This window comes from Flavobacterium sp. W21_SRS_FM3 (genome assembly GCF_052113625.1).
Lineage (GTDB): Bacteria > Bacteroidota > Bacteroidia > Flavobacteriales > Flavobacteriaceae > Flavobacterium.
In genome coordinates, this window is sequence record NZ_JBGQOD010000005.1 from 110,501 (window position 1) to 131,247 (window position 20,747).

The following is a 20,747-nucleotide window of genomic DNA, read 5'->3' on the forward strand; positions in this document are numbered from 1 at the left end:
TTAAATTGTTTTATTATCCATTTCATACCAAATGCAAGGAATACCATTCCAATCAAATTTGTTTTTAGCTTGCATTCCTATTTTTTCAAGAATATGACGCGAACCTATATTATCTAAATGTGCCGAGGCATAGATGGTTTTAATATTCATGGTGTTGAAGCCATAATCTAGCCATGCTTTGGCTGACTCATATCCAAATCCTTTTCCCCAAAAATCTTCAATAAATCGATAGCCTATTTCGTAAATATTTACATGATTGTTAATTGGCTCTGTGATGTACTTGATACCGCACCATCCTATAAACTCCTTGGTTTCTTTAAGAATAACTGCATACCTACCAATTCCATTTTCATCATACTGCTTTCGAATGTTTTGAATGTATGCGCTGCTTTCTTCAATCGAAATTACAGGTTTATTGCCCAAAAAAGCATGAACCTTAGGATTGTTGTCTAATGCAAACATTCCTTCTAGATCAGTATTGAGAATTTCTCTTAAAAGTAATCTTTCGGTTTCGATGATGATGCTCATGATTGGTTTGTTAGCCCTGATAGGAGCGGCATCCTCTTGTGGCAGCGGTAGCGGACACAAGAGATACAGCGGATAGCAGGAATTGGCTCCTAAAATTAATTAGTAGCCAATTTATCTAATGTATAAGCGATTAACTCGTCTACGGCTTTGTAAGGATCAGCGCTAAAAGTTCCCGAAGCACGGTTTGCAATTATAGCATTAAGCGATAAGGCGTTGTGTCCTAAAAGCGCCGAAAGCCCATATATGGCAGCTGTTTCCATCTCTAAGTTAGTAATTCTATTGTCTTCAAAAGTAAAATTATCCATTTTAGAATTCAGATTTTCATCTTGAATATTCAAACGCAATACACGTCCTTGTGGACCGTAAAAACCTCCCGCTGTAGCTGTGATCCCTTTATGCATTTTATCACTTTCGATTACTTTTTCTAATGTTGAAGAACAAGCAATTACATACGGTCTTCCTTTGCGAATGTCCCAATTAGTATGGTTTACAAAAGCTTCTTCAATACTGGTATTAGACACTTCGTCGATCAAGTAGGAGCGTAGCATATTATCCAGACCTAGCCCAAATTTAGACATCACAAAACTATCTACAGGAATATCAGCATGTAAAGAACCTGAAGTACCGATACGGATGATATTTAGACTTGTTAATTGTTCTTTTGGTTGGCGTGTTTCTAAATCGATATTGACTAATGCGTCTAATTCGTTAATTACGATGTCAATATTGTCAGGACCTATTCCGGTTGACATTACTGTAATTCTCTTTCCCTTAAAAATTCCGGTTTGCGTCTTGAATTCTCTTTTCTGAGTAGAAAACTCGATGCTATCAAAAAACTGTGTAATTTTCTCTACACGATTTTGATCGCCTACAAAGATAATGTCGTGTGCAATGTGCTCTGGTTTCAGATTCAAGTGGTAAACACTACCATCTGGGTTTAATATTAATTCTGATGATTGTATCATGTATTTTTTTGTTTAACCGCAAAATTCGCAATCCCGATAGCTATCGGGATACGCAAAGTTCGCATGGTTGTTTATATTAGAGGAGGCCTTTATGAGGAAACCTGCCTCAATTTTTTTTATTTTTACTGGTTCCGTTTCCTCCCCTCTATGGAGGTTAGGGGGCTATCCGCCCACACGTTTCACTTTGAATCCTTTTAATTTAAGAATTTCCATTATTTTATCACGGTAATCCCCTTGAATGATAATAGAATCGTCCTTGAAACTCCCGCCTACACTCAGTTTTGTTTTGATCTCTTTGGCTAGGATTTTAAAGTCTTCATCCGTTCCTTCATAGCCTTCGATAATAGTAGTTGCTTTGCCTTTTCTTTTTTCGAATTTACAAATCATAGGTTCTTTTTGAACATATAACTCATGCGGAACTTCTTCTATTTTTTCTTCAGGACCAGGTTCGTGATCAGGAAACAGGTTTTTTAATTGGTCTTGTAAGTCCATATTTTAATGTTTTTGTTGAACGGAGATAACAAAGATTTAATTTTTTAATCTATAATAATATGTAAAAGCTTTGCTATCATTATTCCATTTCTTTTTTAACTGATATTAGTAAAAAGAAAAAAGACATTAAGTAAACTCAATGTCTTTTATTACTAGAAGTAAAATTAGGAATTATTTTTTGATTAATCCTAAATCTACTAAACGTTCGTATAGGTAATCTCCAGCAGTAATGTCTTCAAATTGTTTTGGATTTTCTGCATCAATACAGTTCTCTAAACAATTTAACGGCATATCACTAACAGGATGCATAAAAAACGGTACAGAATATCTTGAAGTTCCCCACAATTCTTTAGGTGGATTAACCACTTGGTGAATTGTTGATTTCAATTTATTATTCGTGTGACGTGATAACATATCCCCTACGTTAATTACTAATTCGTCCGGTTCAGCAATGGCGTCAATCCATTCTCCGTTGTGGTTTTGAACTTGTAAACCTTTTCCTTGCGCTCCCATTAATAGTGTAATCAAGTTGATATCACCGTGAGCAGCAGCACGAATAGCATTAGCAGGTTCTGATGTAATAGGTGGGTAGTGGATAGGTCTTAAAATCGAATTTCCGTCTTTGGCATAATTGTCAAAATAGAATTCATCTAAACCTAAACGCAACGCTAAAGCTCTTAAAACGTACACCCCTGTTTTTTCTAACATTTGATACGCTTCTTTACCAACAACATTAAATCGAGGTAATTCTTTAACTTCTACATTTTCAGGATACTCTGAAGCATATTTTGAGTTTTCGCTCACATACTGACCGAAATGCCAAAATTCTTTCAAATCTCCTTCTTTTCTTCCTTTTGCATGTTCAGTACCAAAAGAAACATATCCACGCTGACCTCCAATACCTGGAATCTCATAACCACGTTTTGTTTCTAGGGGTAAAGAGAAAAAATTTCTAATTTCACCATACAACTCTTCTACCAATTGATCATTTAAAAAATGACCTTTTAGTGCTACGAAGCCAATATCTTCAAATGCACTTCCGATTTCATTTACAAATTTTTGTTTACGTGCCGGGTCATCCGACAGGAAATCACGCAAGTCAACACTAGGAATGTTTTGCATACTTTAAAATATTTTTTAATATAAATGGTATATTAAATTTTATGGTGTAAATATAATAATTATAATTGTATTCCTTTTTTAAAGATTTGATAATTTTTAAAATCATTAATTGCTGTTTAATTAGGCAAGCAATAAATAAAAAAAGTATTTTTGTGCTAATTAATTAAATTGAATTCCTTTGTTAGAAACCATCAAACAGGCTACAAAAAGTCATCATAGTAGTGTTGAAAAAATTCTTGTTCGCAAACTTAAAAATTTATCTAGTAAAGAAGATTACGCTACATTACTCTATCAGCTGTACGGGTTTTACAACACGGTTGAAGCAACTGTTCATTCCTTAATTAATTCCTCAATAGTACCTGATATTAGTCAAAGGAAGCATGTTGAAAATTTAAAATCTGATTTGAATTCTTTAGGTCGTACAGTTGAAAACATTGAAAATCCTTTTGCTGAAACTATCGATTCGATATCAACGGCTATAGGAGTGCTGTATGTCATTGAAGGCTCAACATTAGGTGGTCAAATCATAGCTTCGATGCTTAAAAAACAAATACCATCTCTAAACAACAATCAACTAAGTTATTTCTTGTCTTACGGAGAAAAAACAATGAGTATGTGGAGCTCTTTCAAAAATAATTACGACATCATTCTATTAACTATCGATGAAAATAGTGTAGTAGAAGGGGCTAAAGAAACTTTTGAGAAATTAGAGATGTGGTTGACTAAAGATTAATCAACTGGAAAATACAATGTAATTTTTACTCCTTTTCCTAGTTCTCCATCTGCAGTAATTAGACCATTATGTTTAATCATGATTTTTTTACATAAAGCCAAGCCAATTCCTGAACCTTCGTAGGTATCTTTATTGTTTAAGCGAGCAAAAATTTTAAATATTTTGTCTTTATATTCATTATCGAATCCGATACCATTATCTTCAATTTGAATAATTGTGTATTTATTTGGACTTAAACTAGATTTGTCACTGATTTTAATTAATGGCTTGTTAGTTAGGCTCCTGAATTTAAGTGAATTGTTAATTATGTTTAAAAATAGTTGCTTCAGTAAGAATGGAATACCTTGAATTTTAGGTAAATCTTCAATGATTAATGTTGTATCATAATCGATTAAAGTACTATCAAGTTCTTCTCGTAGTTCTGACAATAAATTATTTAAACTAATATCTTCAAAATTAGAATTTTGAGATCCAGTCTTAGTGTATTTTAAAATATCTGCTATCAGATTTTGCATTCTTTCTGCTGAATTCTGAATTTTTACAATTTTTGATTGTACATCCTCAGGCAATACTTTTAATTCATTTCCTCCCACAAGAACAGAAGCCATCATTCTAATTTTACGCAGTGGCTCTTGAAGGTCGTGCGTACTAATCCAATTAATATTTTCTAGCTCAGCGTTAGTTTCTTCTAGGATTTCAGTTAATTTCTTCTGGATCTCTTTTTCTTCGTTTAATAATATAGAGCGCAAGTGTATTTGGAAATAATTATAAAAACTATTGCAGGCATTTATTTCAGACTTTAACCACATTCTACTCGAATCCTTAACGCTTTCCGTAAATAGAGCAAAGGATTTTCTTGGCGACAGTCTATCATTTATCTTTTCAATAGCTTTGTCTGGGTTTCCAGCCCAATGAATCTCTTTAATAGTGTGTGTTCTATACCAAATAAGGCAGTCAGAATCATTTTTCAGGGAATAGAAATTAATACCGGGGAAATCATTAGAGATAAAAGTTAAATCGGTAGAAATTTTTATTAGAGAATCCGTTTGCAGTGTTTCTTCGTTTGTGAATTCAGATAGAAATACAGCAAGCCTTTTACAGTTTTCATCAGAAGGAGTGGTTCCATAATGGTAAACTTTATTAGCAATTACAGCGGTAAATCCAACACTATTGCAGAGTTTTAAAATGGATTCGTTTCGCAGTAGGTCTGTTATCGAATCTCTTTTAGCATCTAATTTTTTTGATATTAAATCGTTTAAGGCATTATTAGTTTTAGTAGCAATCTCAAACTCTTCATTTATGATACGTACATCAATTTGTGAAGTTATAAAATGTCCATGCAACTTTACGGCAGATCTAATTTCGTGACTTAAAAATTTTGGGGAATAATGATGACAAGTAATTAAGCCCCATAGTTTCCCTTTGTGAATAAGAGAAATGGTTAAAGTTGCGCCTACCTCCATATTTTTTAAATACTCAATATGAATAGGGGAGACACTTCTTAATACAGATAAACTAAGGTCTAATGTTTCAGACTTATCTGTATTTAATTTGTATAGAGGAACTGGAGTGTAACTTACATCTCCTATAATTCTCAAGTGATTTTTAATATACAATTCTCTAGCTTGTACTGGTATATCAGTGTGTGGGTAATGCAATCCAAGATAAGACTGTAAATGGCTTTCTTTACTCTCGGCAATAACTTCACCGTTATAATTGTCATCAAATCGATAAACCATTACACGATCATATTGGGTAATATTTTTGATTGCAACAGCTACAACATCAGCTAATTCCTTTAATGTGAAGGTTCCCTCAATATAACTCAACAGTTGTCTTGATGAACTATATAAATCGTTGTTTTCATTAAATTGATGGCGCAATGGTTCTCCTTCTATAATAATCTGGTCATTGCTAGAATGCAAATTAATTGAAAAGTCAATATTGTTAATACGGTAATTAAATGTTTTAACATGGTTACTACTCTCTTTGAAGAGACTAATTTCATCTACAAGCTTTTGATCAAAAATAGTAGCCGCATTTTTTCCAAGTAATTGTTCATAGGGAGTACCCACAAATTCGGATACATTTTCGCTACAAACTGACAGAATGTTTGTCTTTGACTCAATTGAGATTAAAAAACCATGTGGCTGGATGGATCCAGGAATATGTATAGGCTCATCTTCGCAATTATTTAAATTTACTAGACTATTATTTACGATGTTTTTAAAACTCATTAAGGTGTACTAAAATTTTTAAACTATTATTTGTAAACAAAATTATTAAAATCAGCTATATGATTATCCCAATTTATGGTTATAAAAGACTTAATCATGTTAATGAGGTCATTAAAATCATACGGTTTTACCACATAATAGTTAGCTCCCAGATTTTGACTTTTAACAATATTCCCTTCGTCAGCACTCGTAGAGTACATAATCACTGGAAATTTATCCAAATCAGGTTGCATTCTTATCTCTTCTAACAATTGAAAACCAGATTTATAAGGCATATTTATATCTAAAAACAACACCGAATTTTTTTCCTCATTACATTTGATGTTTTCAATTAGTTTTTCCCCATTTTTATAAGTTACTAAACTAATCATTTTGTCGCTATCACCTGCTATAAGTTCTACAGCATCATTAAAAAACAACAAATCATCATCATCATCATCAGCATAAAAAATTTTAATTGCGTTCATCAAATAAATAAAATTTAAGGTTTAAAATATATTAAGAATATTTTAAGAGTTGTTCATACAAAAATAGAAATATAAATAGTAATAAAAAAACTTTGACTTTTATTAAAAATATTAAAACGTTTTTAATTTTGTATTGAACTAAAAAATTTAATAACATCTAAAATAAAAAATATAACAATTAACGCCTAATTTGTTATTTTTATTACATTTGATACCTACAAACTAACCATTTTTAATATGAATTTTGACACTCAAAATCTTTCTAACCAAACACTTTTAGATCTATATAAAAGTATTCTCAAACCAAGACTTATTGAAGAAAAGATGTTAATCCTGATTCGGCAAGGAAAGGTTTCAAAATGGTTTTCGGGCATTGGTCAAGAGGCTATAGCTGTTGGTGTTACTGCTGCCTTAGATGAGGACGAATACATTTTACCGATGCACCGGAATTTAGGTGTATTTACAGGGAGAGGGATTCCTTTATATCGTTTATTCTCACAATGGCAAGGTAAAGCGAATGGTTTTACAAAAGGTAGGGATCGTAGTTTTCACTTTGGCACACAGCAATACAAGATCATCGGAATGATTTCGCATCTCGGCCCTCAATTAGGGATTGCTGATGGAATTGCTTTAGCCAATAAATTAAAGAAAAACGGTAAAGTTACAGCCGTCTTTACAGGTGAAGGAGCAACGTCCGAAGGGGATTTTCATGAAGCATTAAATATTGCATCAGTTTGGGAATTACCAGTATTGTTCATTATTGAAAATAATGGTTACGGACTATCAACACCCACTAATGAGCAATATCGTTGTGAAAATTTAGCCGATAAAGGAAAAGGATATGGAATGGAAAGTCATATTGTTGACGGGAATAACATTCTTGAAGTCTATAATTTAGTTTCAGAATTGAAAGCCTCGATGAAAACAGATCCGCGTCCTGTTTTATTAGAATTCAAAACTTTTAGAATGCGCGGTCATGAAGAGGCGAGTGGGACTAAATATGTTCCGCAAGAATTAATGGAGCAATGGGCAATCAAAGATCCTGTTGAAAATTACAGAAAATTTTTAAAAGAAAATAAAATACTTACAGACGATTTTGATGAAAGGGTCCGTGCTGAAATTAAGGCAGCTATAGATGAAAGTTTGGCTATGGCCAATGCCGAACCTGAAATAGAGGCTTCATTAAGTGAAGAGTTAAATGATATTTACAAAACTTTTGTATATGAAGAAATTAAGCCTAATAGTGAAAAGGAAAAGATTCGCTTTATAGATGCTGTTTCTACTAGCTTAAAACAGTCCATGGAGCGACATGATAACTTGGTTATTATGGGGCAAGACATTGCTGAATATGGGGGTGCTTTTAAAATAACAGATGGATTTGTAGCGCAATTTGGCAAGGAGCGCGTCATTAATACGCCTATTTGTGAGAGCGCTGTAGTATCAGCAGGAATGGGATTATCTATTAATGGATACAAGGCAATAGTCGAAATGCAATTTGCTGATTTTGTTTCAACGGGTTTTAATCCTATCGTGAATTTGTTAGCTAAATCACATTATCGATGGCTCGAAAAGGCAGATGTTGTTGTACGCATGCCTTGCGGTGGCGGAACACAGGCAGGACCTTTTCACTCACAAACTAATGAAGCTTGGTTTACTAAAACTCCAGGTTTAAAAGTAGTCTATCCGGCTTTTCCATATGACGCAAAAGGCTTATTAAACGCTTCGATTAACGATCCCAATCCGGTGATGTTTTTTGAACACAAACAGTTGTACCGTTCTGTTTATCAGGAAGTGCCAACAGATTATTATACCTTACCGTTAGGAAAAGCGGCCTTAATAAAAGAAGGCACAGAGGTCACCATTATTTCTTTTGGTGCTGCAGTACATTGGGCACTAGATACTTTAGATAAAAATAGTGCCATCTCAGCAGATGTGCTGGATTTAAGAACCTTACAACCATTAGATACTGAAGCTATTTTTAAATCTGTGAAAAAAACAGGTCGTGCTATTATTTATCAGGAAGACTCCTTGTTTGGTGGTGTGGCTAGTGATATATCCGCTATGATTATGGAAGAATGTTTCCAGTATCTTGATGCTCCAGTGAAACGTGTTGCTAGTCTCGATTCTCCTATTCCGTTTACCAAAGCATTAGAAGATCAATATTTACCGAAGGGCCGATTCGAAAAAGAATTACTAGCCCTCTTAGACTATTAAATTCGTCCAAAAATGAGACATAATTTCCCTTAGCCATAATTGTAGTGGCTTAGGGATTTTTATATTCAAACTCATTTTATAAAAAGGATTTTAGAATAATAGTTGCTGCCCAGCATTTTTTTTTATCTTTATTTTTTTAAAATACTAATGATGAAAAAGATTATTTTCTCCTTTATATGTTTGAGTATTCTTGTTTCTTGCAAAAAGAAAGAAGAAGCGGTGGAAACACAAAATTTGAATGAAAAATTCGAAAAGTATAAACAAAATTTTATCACGGACCTATGGGAAATATATCCTGATTGGGCCGCGAGTCAGGGCTATCATAAAGGCGATAGTATTTTAGTAGTATCAGATTCAGTATTTAAAAAGAGACAATTGGACTTTGCTCATGTCCAATTAGATTCGCTGCGAGCTTATCCATTGGAAAGTCTTTCTGATAATAATAAAACCGACTTGCATTTAATCGAAAATCAGTTAAAGAGTACCATTTTCAGAATCGATAAATTAAAATCTGAAGAATGGAATCCAGCTGAGTACAATGTTTGTGGTTCTTTTGCTGAGATTTTGAATGGAAAATACGATTCACTGGAAGCACGTTTACATAGTTTTAATATAAAAATGAATGCCATACCTGCTTATTATGAAGCAGCCAAAAAGAACATTAAAAATCCAACTATAGAACATACGGATCTTGCAATTGCTCAAAATTCTGGTGGCGTTTCTGTCTTTCAAACTGATTTACTTTCGGCTTTAAGCAAAAGTAAATTAGCTGCTTCAGAACAAAAAGAGATTAAAGAAAAAGCTAAAATTGCCGTAGCAGCTGTGAAGTCATATGTGAAGTGGCTGCAGGAATTGGACAACAAAACGCCACGTTCATTCAGATTAGGTGAGGAGCTATATGCTAAAAAGTTTGATTTAGATATCCAGTCAAGTTTTGAAGTAGATTCTATTTATAAAAAAGCAGTACAGCATAAGAAAGATTTACATCAAAAGATGTATGTACTTGCTGATCGATTATGGGATAAATATAAAAAAGCTGAAGATAGACCAGTAGATAGTTTGGTTCTAATTAGAGCAGTTATAGATAAAATTTCTTTACAACATACTACTCCCGCCAAATTTCAGTCGGAAATAGAAAAGCAGATTCCTGAGCTTGTTGCGTATGTAAAGGAGAAGGACTTGTTATACATCGATCCATCAAAACCATTAGTGGTTAGAAAAGAACCTAGTTATATGGCTGGAGTTGCAGGCGCATCCATATCAGCTCCTGGACCTTATGATAAAGATGCTAATACTTATTACAATGTAGGTAGTATGGCTGGATGGGACAAAGAAAAATCTGAAAGTTATTTAAGAGAATACAATGATTACATCTTGCAAATTTTAAATATTCATGAGGCCATTCCAGGACATTATACACAACTAGTTTATAGTAACCAGTCACCAAGTATTATTAAATCAATCTTAGGTAATGGTGCTATGATTGAAGGTTGGGCTGTTTATGCAGAGTTAATGATGCTAGAAAGTGGATATAAAAACTCAGATGAAATGTGGTTGATGTATTACAAATGGAATCTTAGGACGACTTGTAATATGATTCTAGATTACAGCGTTCATACAAAAGAGATGAGTCTTGAAGACGCTATGCATTTATTGATTGTTGACGCTTTTCAACAGCAGGCAGAAGCGGAAGGGAAGTGGAAGAGAGTAACGTTATCACAAGTGCAGTTGACTTCTTATTTTACAGGTTATACCGAAATTTATGACTTTAGAGAAATGCTTAAAAAAGAAAAAAAGGAGGCTTTTAATTTAAAACAGTTTCATGAAAAATTCTTGAGTTATGGCAGTGCTCCTGTAAAATACATTAAAGGACTAATGCTGCAGGAAGTGAAAAAAGAAAAAAAATAAGACAAAAAAATAACCCAATTGGAAAAACCAATTGGGTTATTTAATATACTTCTAAAAGTATCCCAATATAAAATATATAATTATAAATAGGATGATGGTTCCAAAACAACCACCACCTAATTTTTTTGCTCCGTAACCCGCGAGTAATGTTTTAAAAAATCCGTTCATAGCTTCAGTATTTAGTTAGTTTTTATTTTTTTTATTAAAATTAAACTAATAATACATACGATACTGCCTTACAGTAAAATCTTAATATAATATGCGTTAATTTTGAAACATAACCGCTTCATTGGCGATTACAAGGTTAAATCATGTATTAATACATTTTACTGCAATTCTAGGAAGAGCTTTTTAATTAGCTTAATTTCTTTTTCATACATTGTTTTTTTCCTCGTTGCAAAATAAAGGATATTTCTTAAAGGCGTCTTTCCTTCCCAGACAAGTTTAACTTGGCCGCTGTCAATTTCTTTTTTGCATAAAAAATCAGGTACTACTGCCAAACCTTTTCCACTGCTTAAACACCGGATAATCGAATTGATATTAGGTACTATATAATTGGGTCTAAATTCGGGATACTTATTAAAATTCAGTTGCCAAAATCGGCGTAAGTGTTCCATATCACCAGTGGTACCGTACCATTTTTGCTGTTTGAGCCAATGTTCCATCTCTGTTATATCTTCTTTTTCAGCAAGTTGATTAAACGTTTCTTCATCAATGGTATTCCCTCCAATCAGTACAATAGTTTCTGAAGAAAATTCTTGATATTCTATTCCGTCTTTTACTACCATTTGTGGAGTAATGATCAGATCTAATATTCCTTTCTCTAAACTTTCAACCATTTCAGGATATTCCCCAAACTGAATAATTACATTAAAAGGCAACGTAGAAATGTACTGCTCTAAAGTAATTTGAAAGGTTTCAAAGCACATTCCCACACTAATGGTTGGTGTATTAATCTCTGTGCTTCTTTGAAAATTCTTTTCAGCCTCTTCTAATTTTGATAAGGGTTCCAATATGAAGTTGTACAAAACCTTGCCCCGTTCTGTAGGAACCATTTTCCTACCCGTACGATCAAAGAGTTTGTAGCCTACATAATTTTCTAAGGAGCTTAAGTGCAAACTCACCCCCGGTTGAGATATAAAAAGCACCTCTGCAGCATTTGTTAATGTTCCCGTTTTATAAACCGCTTTAAAAGTGCGGTACCACTCTAAGTTTACCATAACTATTATAATTATAATACAAAGGTATGAATTATGTTATTTTAATAATAGGTAAAACCGCGCTAACTTTGCAGCATCAATTAAAAGAAAGATGATGAGAAAAATATTTATAATTAATGGCGGGCAAAAGTTTGGTCATTCTGGTGGGCGTTTTAATGAAACAATAGCTAATGAAACTGCGCTATTTTTTAAAGAAAAAGAAGGATTCGAAATCCAAACTACAGATATTAATACTGATTACGATCCAGCTTTAGAAGTAGAAAAATTCGTGTGGGCAGATGTGGTAATTTACCATACTCCCATATGGTGGTTTCAATTGCCACACGGGTTTAAAAAATATATTGACGTGGTGTTTACTGCTGGTCATGCCAAAGGAATTTACAAAAGCGATGGCCGTTCATCAGAAAATCCAGCCATAAATTACGGAACAGGAGGTATGTTGCAAGGGAGAAAATATATGGTAACTAGCTCTTGGAATGCACCAAAAGAAGCATTTACTTTACCAGGGGAATTTTTTAATCAGCATAGTGTGGATCAAGGTGCGTTATTTGGTTTTCATCGCATGAATGCCTTTACGGGTATGGAACCTTTAGAAAGTATCCACTTTCATGATATTGAAAAAAATGCGAATGTTCAAAAAGACCTGCAATCTTATAAAGCACACTTAACCAAAATTTTTATTAACTAATTATGGAAATTAATTTAACAGTCATTCTAAAAACGAATACCGATAATCTAGCTACTCTTCGAAGCAAAATAATTGATTTGGTTCATCAAAGCACTCAAGAAAAGGCTTGTTTGCAATATGAATTACATCAAAGTAAAGAAGACGAAACCTTATTTGTTTTACATGAAACTTGGGAGAATCAAGAAGGGTTAGAGCTACATAATAATAAAGAATATTTAAGAGATTTCTTTGAAAGTACAAAGCTGTTATTAGAAGAACCTATAAAAGTGTACCGTACTGACCGTATAGCTTAAGTGGCAAAATAAGTGGTAAAATTCATGCTTTGAAAACAATGATTTTAAATGTAAATTTGGGAAAAATTTGAATCCTAAAGTGGCGTTGAGCATGAAACCATTAAATGAAAAGAATATCCGCAAGGATGCTACTATAAATAAAGTGCAATATGATAAAGAATGGTTTTATAAATTTGATGATATAGCCTTTTATTTGAAAGAAGACGTATCAGAAGTCGAAACCATTTATTTACCTTTTATGATTGATGGAGAGCAGGAATTTGCAAAATGCTGCACTTTTGAAGATATCATCAGAGGCCGTAAAGACTTTAAATAATGTAGCCTTAAGAGTGAGAAAGTCCGTTTTGAGCGTTTGCTCAAGACGGACTTTTTTTATATATTAACGATTGATCAATTTGGCTTTCTCTCTCATGATATCAGCTATTTTTCTGTTTTCAATCTTACTTTCTAGCCAAGAAATGATATCTAAATAAAGAAAAGCTCTTTTCTCATAAGTGTTTTTTTCTAACTCTATAAAGCGAGCCCGCATTTTGATAAATTCCTTTTTAATATCTGCTGGATATAATGAATTTAAGTTTTTCAGAAACCGAATAATTTCCTTTTGAACTTCATGTAAGTCATTCATTTTTAAAAGGAATTTGTAAGTGCTTTTTAATTGGGATTCTAAATTAAAATCTTTACCCATTTCATAGTGTTCGATTAAATATAATAATCTCGCAAAACACATTAAATCCTCGCGCATGCTGAGATTTTTATTATTTATAATTTTTTCTAAATAAAAAATAGACTCGGCATATTTCTCTGTACCAAAATAAATACAAGCAATTTTATAATAAAAGAGCATTTCGTGGTGTTCATCTAAGTGATCACTATGTAGTTTTATTTTGTGTAAAATCTCTGGAATTAGGTATTCGCTTTCTTCAAATGAACCCTCAAGAATGTGGTAGTTAAGTTTGTTATTATATAAATACAAGAACGATAATGAGGCAACATTATCATTAACAGGAAAACGCGGATCTTTGATAGTCTCTTCTAATAATAACAAGTATTTTTTAAACTTTGTTTTGTATTTCAACATAAACAGCGACTCCAGTAAATAATGGTTCCCTTTAAGGAAAAAAACAGGGTTTAGATAAATCATATTAGGATTATCGTAGAACAACGTAACCCATTTATAGGCGTATTTGTAACTCCCTAAGAAGTCTTGCACTAAGAAACTTCGCCACAAATTAGCATTATAAAACCAATATTTTTCTCTAAAACCAAATTTACTTTCATCTAACTTGGCGATATGCTTGTTAAAATAATCGTCTATGTATTTGTACTCTTCATCAGTCTTAACATAACCCGTTTTAAGCATGATGCCGTACAGTTGCAAAGACAGGTTGGACAATTTGCTAGAAATGGTATTGCGATAATTAAGCTCTTTGGCTTGAACTACTAATTCATCAGCACGTCCTTGAATACTGCGCGTAATGTATTGAGATTCTATTAATTTTTCGAATTCTACAATCTCAAAAGCCATATACTTTTCATCATTTTCTAAAGCCTGAATTTTAGTTTTATCCAGTATTTTCAAACTTTGTTTATACAAACCTTTATTATACAATATACTGGCAAAATCAATTTGCTCGCGCAACTGGTAGCGAATATTTTGACTCGGAATATTTAACCGAATGCTTACTAGGATTTGTTTGTACAGATACGATTTTAAATTAGAAAGCTGTACTTTTTTAATAGCGCCACTTTTCAATATTAACTTCTCATCGTAATTCTCAGACTTATCTAAAATAGTAAACAATTCAATGAATTTTGTATTTGAACTGGTCTCAAGCCGACTAGCAAAAATCTTGAACTGCCTCTTTTCAGACTTGGAGAGTGATTTAATTAATACGAATAAAAAATCTTTTTGATGGTTAGCCATTGTAAAATTGTAAAGCTTATTTTGTTGGTAATCAGTAAGTTAAGTAGTTTAAAATTGCTTTATAAGCAGTATATTTAGCTAGATCTGGTTTTAGTTTGTAGGAATCAAATCTAACTTTGTTATTGAAATGTGAAATTACATTAAATAAATGAAAATGAATAGAGAGAAAGTTCAAATTTTTGACACCACTTTAAGAGACGGAGAACAGGTTCCAGGATGTAAATTAGACACCAAACAAAAACTAGTGATTGCAAATCGACTGGATGAAATGGGTGTTGATATTATCGAAGCTGGTTTCCCTGTATCTAGTCCAGGTGATTTTTTATCTGTTTCTGAAATAAGTAAAATTGTAAAAAACGCAACTGTTTGTGGTTTAACCAGAGCAGTTAAAAATGACATTGATGTTGCCGCAGCAGCCTTAAAACATGCTAAATATCCTAGAATTCACACAGGAATTGGTACTTCTGAATCACATATAAAATATAAATTAAACACTACTCGTGAAGATATTATAGCAAGAGCAAAATTTGCTGTAGCACATGCTAAATCGTACGTAGAAGATGTGGAGTTTTATGCTGAAGATGCTGGGAGGACTGACAATGAATTTTTGGCTCGAGTCTGTGAGGAAGCGATTAAATCAGGAGCTACCGTACTTAATATTCCTGATACAACAGGATATTGTTTACCAGAAGAATACGGAAACAAAATTAAGTATCTAAGAGAAAACGTCAAAGGCATTGAAAACGTGATTTTATCTTGTCACTGCCACAATGATTTAGGAATGGCTACCGCAAATTCTATTTCAGGAGCGGTAAACGGAGCTAGACAAATTGAATGTACAATCAATGGAATAGGTGAGAGAGCTGGAAATACGGCACTAGAAGAAGTGGTAATGATATTTAAGCAGCATCCATATTTAAACCTGTATACTGATATTGATACGAAACAGTTGAATGAAATGAGTCGTTTAGTCTCAGAAAGTATGGGAATGATCGTGCAACCCAATAAAGCTATCGTAGGTGCTAATGCTTTCGCTCATAGTTCGGGTATTCACCAAGACGGTGTAATCAAAAACAGAGCGACTTATGAAATAATGGATCCACTTGATGTAGGAGTAAATGAATCTTCAATTGTACTTACTGCGAGAAGTGGTAGGGCAGCCTTAGCTTACAGAGCAAAAAAAGTAGGTTACGAACTAACAAAAGTGCAATTAGATATTGTATATGCTGAGTTCTTAAAATTTGCAGATATTAAAAAAGAAGTCATAGATGAAGATATTCATCAAATAATTGAAGTTTGTAAAAGTGTAACCGTATAACTGTTTTTATTAGACCAAATAACACAACTAAATTATTTATCTAATTAACCAATAGCGAGAGATATGAATTTAAAAATAGCAGTATTATCAGGAGACGGAATAGGTCCTGAAGTAGTTTTACAGGCAAAAAAAGCATTATATGCTATTAGTGTGATGTTTAATCATGAGTTTGTTTTTGAAGATGCCCTTGTGGGAGCTGTCGCTATTGATAAAACAGGGACTTCTCTACCAGAACAAACATTAAATTTATGTTTAAATACAGATGCAGTATTGTTTGGCACTGTAGGAGATGGTAATCCTTTACATGATAATAATCCCGATTCTCAAAAGCGTCCGTCGCAAGGTGTATTGCGTTTGAGAAAAGAGTTAGGACTTTTTGCCAATAAAAGACCTATAAAAACGTATACGACACTTTTAAATTCTTCTCCATTAAAAAGAGAAGTTATCGAAGGTGCTGATTTTATTATTTTCAGAGAATTAACAGGCGGAATCTATTTTGGAGATAAAACATTAAATGAAGAAAAAACCAAAGCTTCAGATGTATGCGAATATTCAGAAGAAGAAATTACAAGAATTTCGCATTTAGCTTTTCAAGCTGCCCAAAAAAGAAAAAACAAACTAACCATGGTAGACAAAGCTAATGTGCTTGAAACTTCTCGTTTGTGGCGCAATGTGGTTCAAAAAGTAAGTTATAATTATCCAGATGTGGAATTAGACTTTTTATTTGTTGATACCGCCGCAATGCAATTAGTATTGAACCCAAAACAGTTTGATGTAATATTGACTGAAAATCTGTTTGGTGATATCCTTTCTGATGAAGCGAGTGCAATCACAGGTTCAATAGGTTTACTGGCATCAGCCTCTTTTGGCACTAAAAAAGCAATGTTTGAACCTATTCACAAATCATTTCCGCAAGCCAAAGGAAAAAATATCGCCAATCCGATTGCTTCCATTACTTCGGCTGCGATGTTACTAGAACATTTTGGTCTTCATGAGGAGGCTAAGTTAGTTCATGAAGCGGTAGAAAAAGCGATTGAATATAATGTAGTCACGATTGACCTGAATCCTGGAACTAGTTTTGGAACGAATGAAGTAGGGGAGTTTGTCTCTAATTTCATTTTGAACAAAGATGATTTATTGTACTTCAATAATGATAATGTTCATATAGGGCAATCAACAATCGTTTAAAACAAAAATTAAATTAAAAATACAGACACAAAATCATATAATGGAATTAAATAAATACAGTAAAACTATAACTCAAGATGAAACGCAACCCGCTTCACAAGCGATGTTGTACGGCATTGGATTAACAGAAGAAGATTTAAAAAAGGCACAAGTTGGAATTGTTAGTATGGGGTATGAAGGAAATACTTGCAACATGCACTTAAACGACTTGGCAAAAGATATTAAAACCGGTGTCTGGGCAGAAGATTTAGTCGGTTTGATTTTTAATACCATCGGAGTTAGTGATGGTATTTCTAATGGGAATGAAGGAATGCGTTTTTCTTTAGTGTCTAGAGATGTTATCGCAGATTCTATTGAAACAGTAATGGGAGCACAATGGTATGACGGATTAATTGCGGTACCGGGTTGTGATAAAAATATGCCAGGTGCTTTGATGGCCATGGGTAGAGTCAATCGTCCTTCTATTATGGTTTATGGAGGATCCATTCATCCAGGTAAATGGAAAGGTGAAGATCTGAATATTGTTTCTGCTTTCGAGGCATTAGGTAAAAAATTCAGTGGTACTATCACCCCTGAAGATTTTAAAGGAGTTATTCAAAATGCTTGTCCAGGAGCTGGTGCTTGCGGAGGAATGTACACTGCAAATACCATGTCTTCGGCTATTGAAGCTCTTGGGATGAGTTTGCCTTATAGTTCGTCTAATCCTGCTTTAAGTCCTGAAAAAAAACAAGAATGTGCTGATGCTGGTAAAGCAATTAGAATATTATTAGAAAAAGATATTAAGCCTAGAGACATTATGACTCGCAAGGCTTTTGAAAATGCAATTACGATTGTAGCTGTTTTAGGAGGATCAACAAATGCGGTGATGCACTTAATTGCAATGGCACACTCTGTTGATATCGAAATTACGTTGAAAGATTTCCAAGATATCAGTGATAAAACACCGTTGCTTGCAGACTTAAAGCCAAGTGGTAAATACTTAATGGAAGACTTACATAACGTAGGTGGTGTTCCTGCAGTAATGAAATATTTATTGAAAGAAGGATTTTTACATGGCGAATGCTTGACAGTTACTGGAAAAACAATAGCTGAAAACTTAGCAGCAGTACCCAATTTAAATGACGGACAAGAAGTAATACATGAAATTCAAAAAGCATTAAAACCTACAGGAAACATTCAGATTCTATACGGAAATCTTGCCGAAGAAGGTTGCGTAGCAAAAATTAGTGGTAAAGAAGGAGAATATTTTGAAGGAACGGCAATAGTATATGAAAATGAATTTGATGTCATTACAGGAGTTCAGGCTGGGGAAGTAAAACCTGGTAATGTAGTCGTCATTAGATATTGTGGTCCAAAAGGAGGTCCTGGAATGTCAGAAATGTTAAAACCTACATCCGCTATAATGGGAGCGGGATTAGGAAGTTCAGTAGCACTAATAACAGATGGAAGATTTTCTGGTGGTTCTCATGGCTTTGTAGTAGGACATGTCACTCCAGAAGCTTTTGAAGGAGGCGGAATTGCACTCGTCAAGAATGGAGATACAATCACAATCGATGCTGTAAAAAACACGATTAATCTGAAGATTTCTGATGAAGAGTTAGCAGCACGTAAGGCAAATTGGGTTCAACCCGATTTAAAAGTGAAAAAAGGAGTTTTACTAAAATATATACGTTCAGTTTCAAGTGCATCTACAGGCTGTGTAACTGACAAATAAAGCAAAGAGGCATAGCGCTCCAAGCGAATAAAAAGATACCAATGGGAACAAATAAAATATCAGGCGCTGAAGCCGTTATTAGATGCTTATTAGAAGAAGGAGTAGACTTGGTTTATGGCTACCCTGGTGGGGCTATTATGCCAGTTTATGACGAGTTATATAAATTTAAAGATCAGTTGCATCATGTTCTTGTGCGTCATGAACAAGGTGCTACACATGCTGCGCAAGGTTTTGCTAGAGCCACAGGAAAGGTGGGGGTTGCCATTGCAACTTCGGGCCCTGGTGCTACTAACTTGGTAACTGGAATTGCAGATGCGCAGATTGATTCTACTCCTATGGTGTGTATTACTGGACAGGTAGGGAAACATTTATTAGGTTCAGATGCTTTTCAAGAAACAGATATTATCGGAATTTCTACTCCGGTGACTAAGTGGAATTACCAAATTACCGAAGCATCTGAAATTCCAGAAATTATGGCGAAAGCATTCTATATCGCTAAATCAGGTCGTCCAGGACCGGTATTAGTCGATATTACAAAAAATGCACAATTCGATGAAATGGAATTTAGTTATAAGAAATGTACAGGAATTAGAAGTTATGTTGCCGTTCCCAAACTAAAAAAGGAGAAAGTAGAGGAAGCGGCTGCTCTAATCAATAAGGCCAAAAAACCAATGATTGTTTTTGGACAAGGAATTATTCTTGGACAGGCCGAAGAATTATTGAAAGCATTTATTGAAAAGTCAGGAATTCCTGCTGCTTGGACCATTTTAGGTCTTTCAGCTTTACCTACAGATCATCCTTTAAATGTTGGGATGTTAGGGATGCATGGAAATTATGCGCCTAATATTCTAACCAATGAATGTGATGTCTTAATTGCCTTGGGAATGCGTTTTGATGATCGTGTTACTGGAAATTTAGAAACCTACGCAAAACAAGCCAAAGTAATTCACTTTGATATCGATCCTGCAGAAATAGATAAAAATGTCAAAACGGAGGTTGCCGTGTTAGCAGATGTCAAAGAATCTTTAGCAGCGTTACTACCTCTAATCGAAAGTAAATCACATGAGTCTTGGCATAATGAATTCAAAGCATTATATGAAATAGAATGTGAAAAAGTGATTGACGAAGAGTTAAAACCTAAGAAAGAAGGGATTTCTATGGGAGAAACCATTGAAATGATCAATAAACACTCGAATGGAGATGCTATAATGGTTTCTGATGTAGGGCAACACCAAATGTTTACTTGTCGTTACTCTAAATTCAATCAATCTAAGAGTAATGTAACTTCTGGCGGATTAGGAACCATGGGATTTGCTTTACCGGCAGCTATTGGTGCTAAAATGGGTAGACCAGATCGTGAAGTTGTTGCAATTATTGGTGATGGAGGTTTTCAAATGACTATTCAAGAATTAGGAACCATTTTTCAAACAAAAGTACCAGTGAAAATTGTGGTATTGAATAATGAATTTTTAGGAATGGTGCGTCAATGGCAACAATTATTCTTTGATAAAAGATATGCATCCACTGAAATGATTAACCCAAATTTTATTGCCATTGCAGAAGGCTATTACATCAAAGCAAGAAAAGTAACTAAGAGAGAAGATCTAGATGCTGCTGTTGCAGAAATGATGGCTTCAAAAGAATCGTACTTCTTAGAAGTTATGGTTGAAAAAGAAAATAATGTATTCCCAATGATACCCACAGGAGCATCTGTTTCTGATATCAGATTAAGTTAA

Annotated in this window: 18 protein-coding genes; 10 read left to right on the forward strand and 8 right to left on the reverse strand. The window is 33.8% G+C overall.

What is annotated here, in order from left to right; translation table 11 throughout:
- From ACEN2K_RS09535 to ACEN2K_RS09550, 4 genes are all read right to left on the reverse strand, one after another.
- Nucleotides 1-528: a GNAT family N-acetyltransferase gene (locus tag ACEN2K_RS09535; RefSeq protein WP_441759099.1), complete on the reverse strand. Its 528-nt coding sequence runs from the start codon at nt 526-528 to the stop codon at nt 1-3.
- A 95-nt stretch (nt 529-623) separates the two neighbouring features.
- Entirely contained in the window at nt 624-1,493 is an 870-nt protein-coding gene (locus ACEN2K_RS09540) for a nucleoside phosphorylase (protein ID WP_441759100.1), read from the reverse strand.
- A 162-nt stretch (nt 1,494-1,655) separates the two neighbouring features.
- Nucleotides 1,656-1,985, reverse strand: coding sequence for a translation initiation factor (locus ACEN2K_RS09545; protein ID WP_441759101.1), 330 nt, complete (start codon nt 1,983-1,985; stop codon nt 1,656-1,658).
- Between the two features lie 171 nt (nt 1,986-2,156).
- The gene (locus ACEN2K_RS09550; RefSeq protein ID WP_441759102.1) at nt 2,157-3,107 is read right to left on the reverse strand and encodes an isopenicillin N synthase family dioxygenase; all 951 of its coding nucleotides are present in this window, start codon (nt 3,105-3,107) and stop codon (nt 2,157-2,159) included.
- Nucleotides 3,108-3,285: 178 nt separating this feature from the next.
- Between ACEN2K_RS09550 and ACEN2K_RS09555 the strand changes: the two genes are divergently transcribed.
- Nucleotides 3,286-3,840: a biliverdin-producing heme oxygenase gene (locus ACEN2K_RS09555; protein WP_441759103.1), complete on the forward strand. Its 555-nt coding sequence runs from the start codon at nt 3,286-3,288 to the stop codon at nt 3,838-3,840.
- On the opposite strand, the gene ACEN2K_RS09560 is transcribed toward ACEN2K_RS09555, so the two are convergent.
- On the reverse strand, nt 3,837-6,077 hold the full coding sequence (locus ACEN2K_RS09560; RefSeq protein WP_441759104.1) for an ATP-binding protein: 2,241 nt from the start codon (nt 6,075-6,077) through the stop codon (nt 3,837-3,839). The genes ACEN2K_RS09555 and ACEN2K_RS09560 overlap by 4 nt on opposite strands.
- A gap of 26 nt (nt 6,078-6,103) precedes the next feature.
- Entirely contained in the window at nt 6,104-6,544 is a 441-nt protein-coding gene (locus tag ACEN2K_RS09565; protein WP_441759105.1) for a response regulator, read from the reverse strand.
- A gap of 237 nt (nt 6,545-6,781) precedes the next feature.
- Between ACEN2K_RS09565 and ACEN2K_RS09570 the strand changes: the two genes are divergently transcribed.
- Together ACEN2K_RS09570 and ACEN2K_RS09575 are read left to right on the forward strand one after the other, a co-directional pair.
- Nucleotides 6,782-8,758 carry an alpha-ketoacid dehydrogenase subunit alpha/beta gene (locus ACEN2K_RS09570; protein WP_441759106.1) on the forward strand — a complete coding sequence of 659 codons (1,977 nt, stop codon included), beginning with the start codon at nt 6,782-6,784 and terminating at the stop codon, nt 8,756-8,758.
- Nucleotides 8,759-8,908: 150 nt separating this feature from the next.
- Entirely contained in the window at nt 8,909-10,666 is a 1,758-nt protein-coding gene (locus ACEN2K_RS09575) for a DUF885 domain-containing protein (protein ID WP_441759107.1), read from the forward strand.
- A 326-nt stretch (nt 10,667-10,992) separates the two neighbouring features.
- Here the strand turns inward: ACEN2K_RS09575 and ACEN2K_RS09580 are convergent, their stop codons facing one another.
- Complete coding sequence (locus ACEN2K_RS09580; protein WP_441759108.1) at nt 10,993-11,886, reverse strand: LysR family transcriptional regulator; 894 nt, start codon at nt 11,884-11,886, stop codon at nt 10,993-10,995.
- 94 nt (nt 11,887-11,980) lie between these two features.
- On the opposite strand from ACEN2K_RS09580, the gene ACEN2K_RS09585 reads away from it, so the two are divergent.
- The 3 genes from ACEN2K_RS09585 (at nt 11,981) to ACEN2K_RS09595 (ending at nt 13,183) form a co-directional block, all read left to right on the forward strand.
- Nucleotides 11,981-12,574 (forward strand): NAD(P)H-dependent oxidoreductase, encoded by a 594-nt coding sequence (locus tag ACEN2K_RS09585; RefSeq protein WP_441759109.1) that lies wholly within the window; start codon nt 11,981-11,983, stop codon nt 12,572-12,574.
- A 2-nt stretch (nt 12,575-12,576) separates the two neighbouring features.
- Complete coding sequence (locus ACEN2K_RS09590) at nt 12,577-12,867, forward strand: putative quinol monooxygenase (protein WP_441759110.1); 291 nt, start codon at nt 12,577-12,579, stop codon at nt 12,865-12,867.
- Between the two features lie 91 nt (nt 12,868-12,958).
- The gene (locus ACEN2K_RS09595) at nt 12,959-13,183 is read left to right on the forward strand and encodes a hypothetical protein (protein ID WP_441759111.1); all 225 of its coding nucleotides are present in this window, start codon (nt 12,959-12,961) and stop codon (nt 13,181-13,183) included.
- A 63-nt stretch (nt 13,184-13,246) separates the two neighbouring features.
- On the opposite strand, the gene ACEN2K_RS09600 is transcribed toward ACEN2K_RS09595, so the two are convergent.
- Nucleotides 13,247-14,791: a hypothetical protein gene (locus ACEN2K_RS09600; RefSeq protein WP_441759112.1), complete on the reverse strand. Its 1,545-nt coding sequence runs from the start codon at nt 14,789-14,791 to the stop codon at nt 13,247-13,249.
- 154 nt (nt 14,792-14,945) lie between these two features.
- On the opposite strand from ACEN2K_RS09600, the gene ACEN2K_RS09605 reads away from it, so the two are divergent.
- The 4 genes from ACEN2K_RS09605 (at nt 14,946) to ilvB (ending at nt 20,747) form a co-directional block, all read left to right on the forward strand.
- Nucleotides 14,946-16,109, forward strand: a complete 1,164-nt coding sequence (locus tag ACEN2K_RS09605; RefSeq protein WP_441759113.1) for a 2-isopropylmalate synthase — start codon at nt 14,946-14,948, stop codon at nt 16,107-16,109.
- Between the two features lie 63 nt (nt 16,110-16,172).
- A complete protein-coding gene (gene leuB, locus ACEN2K_RS09610; protein ID WP_441759114.1) occupies nt 16,173-17,297 on the forward strand; it encodes a 3-isopropylmalate dehydrogenase in 1,125 nt (374 codons plus the stop codon).
- Between the two features lie 40 nt (nt 17,298-17,337).
- On the forward strand, nt 17,338-19,011 hold the full coding sequence (gene ilvD, locus ACEN2K_RS09615; protein WP_441759115.1) for a dihydroxy-acid dehydratase: 1,674 nt from the start codon (nt 17,338-17,340) through the stop codon (nt 19,009-19,011).
- 41 nt (nt 19,012-19,052) lie between these two features.
- Nucleotides 19,053-20,747, forward strand: a complete 1,695-nt coding sequence (gene ilvB, locus ACEN2K_RS09620) for a biosynthetic-type acetolactate synthase large subunit (RefSeq protein WP_441759116.1) — start codon at nt 19,053-19,055, stop codon at nt 20,745-20,747.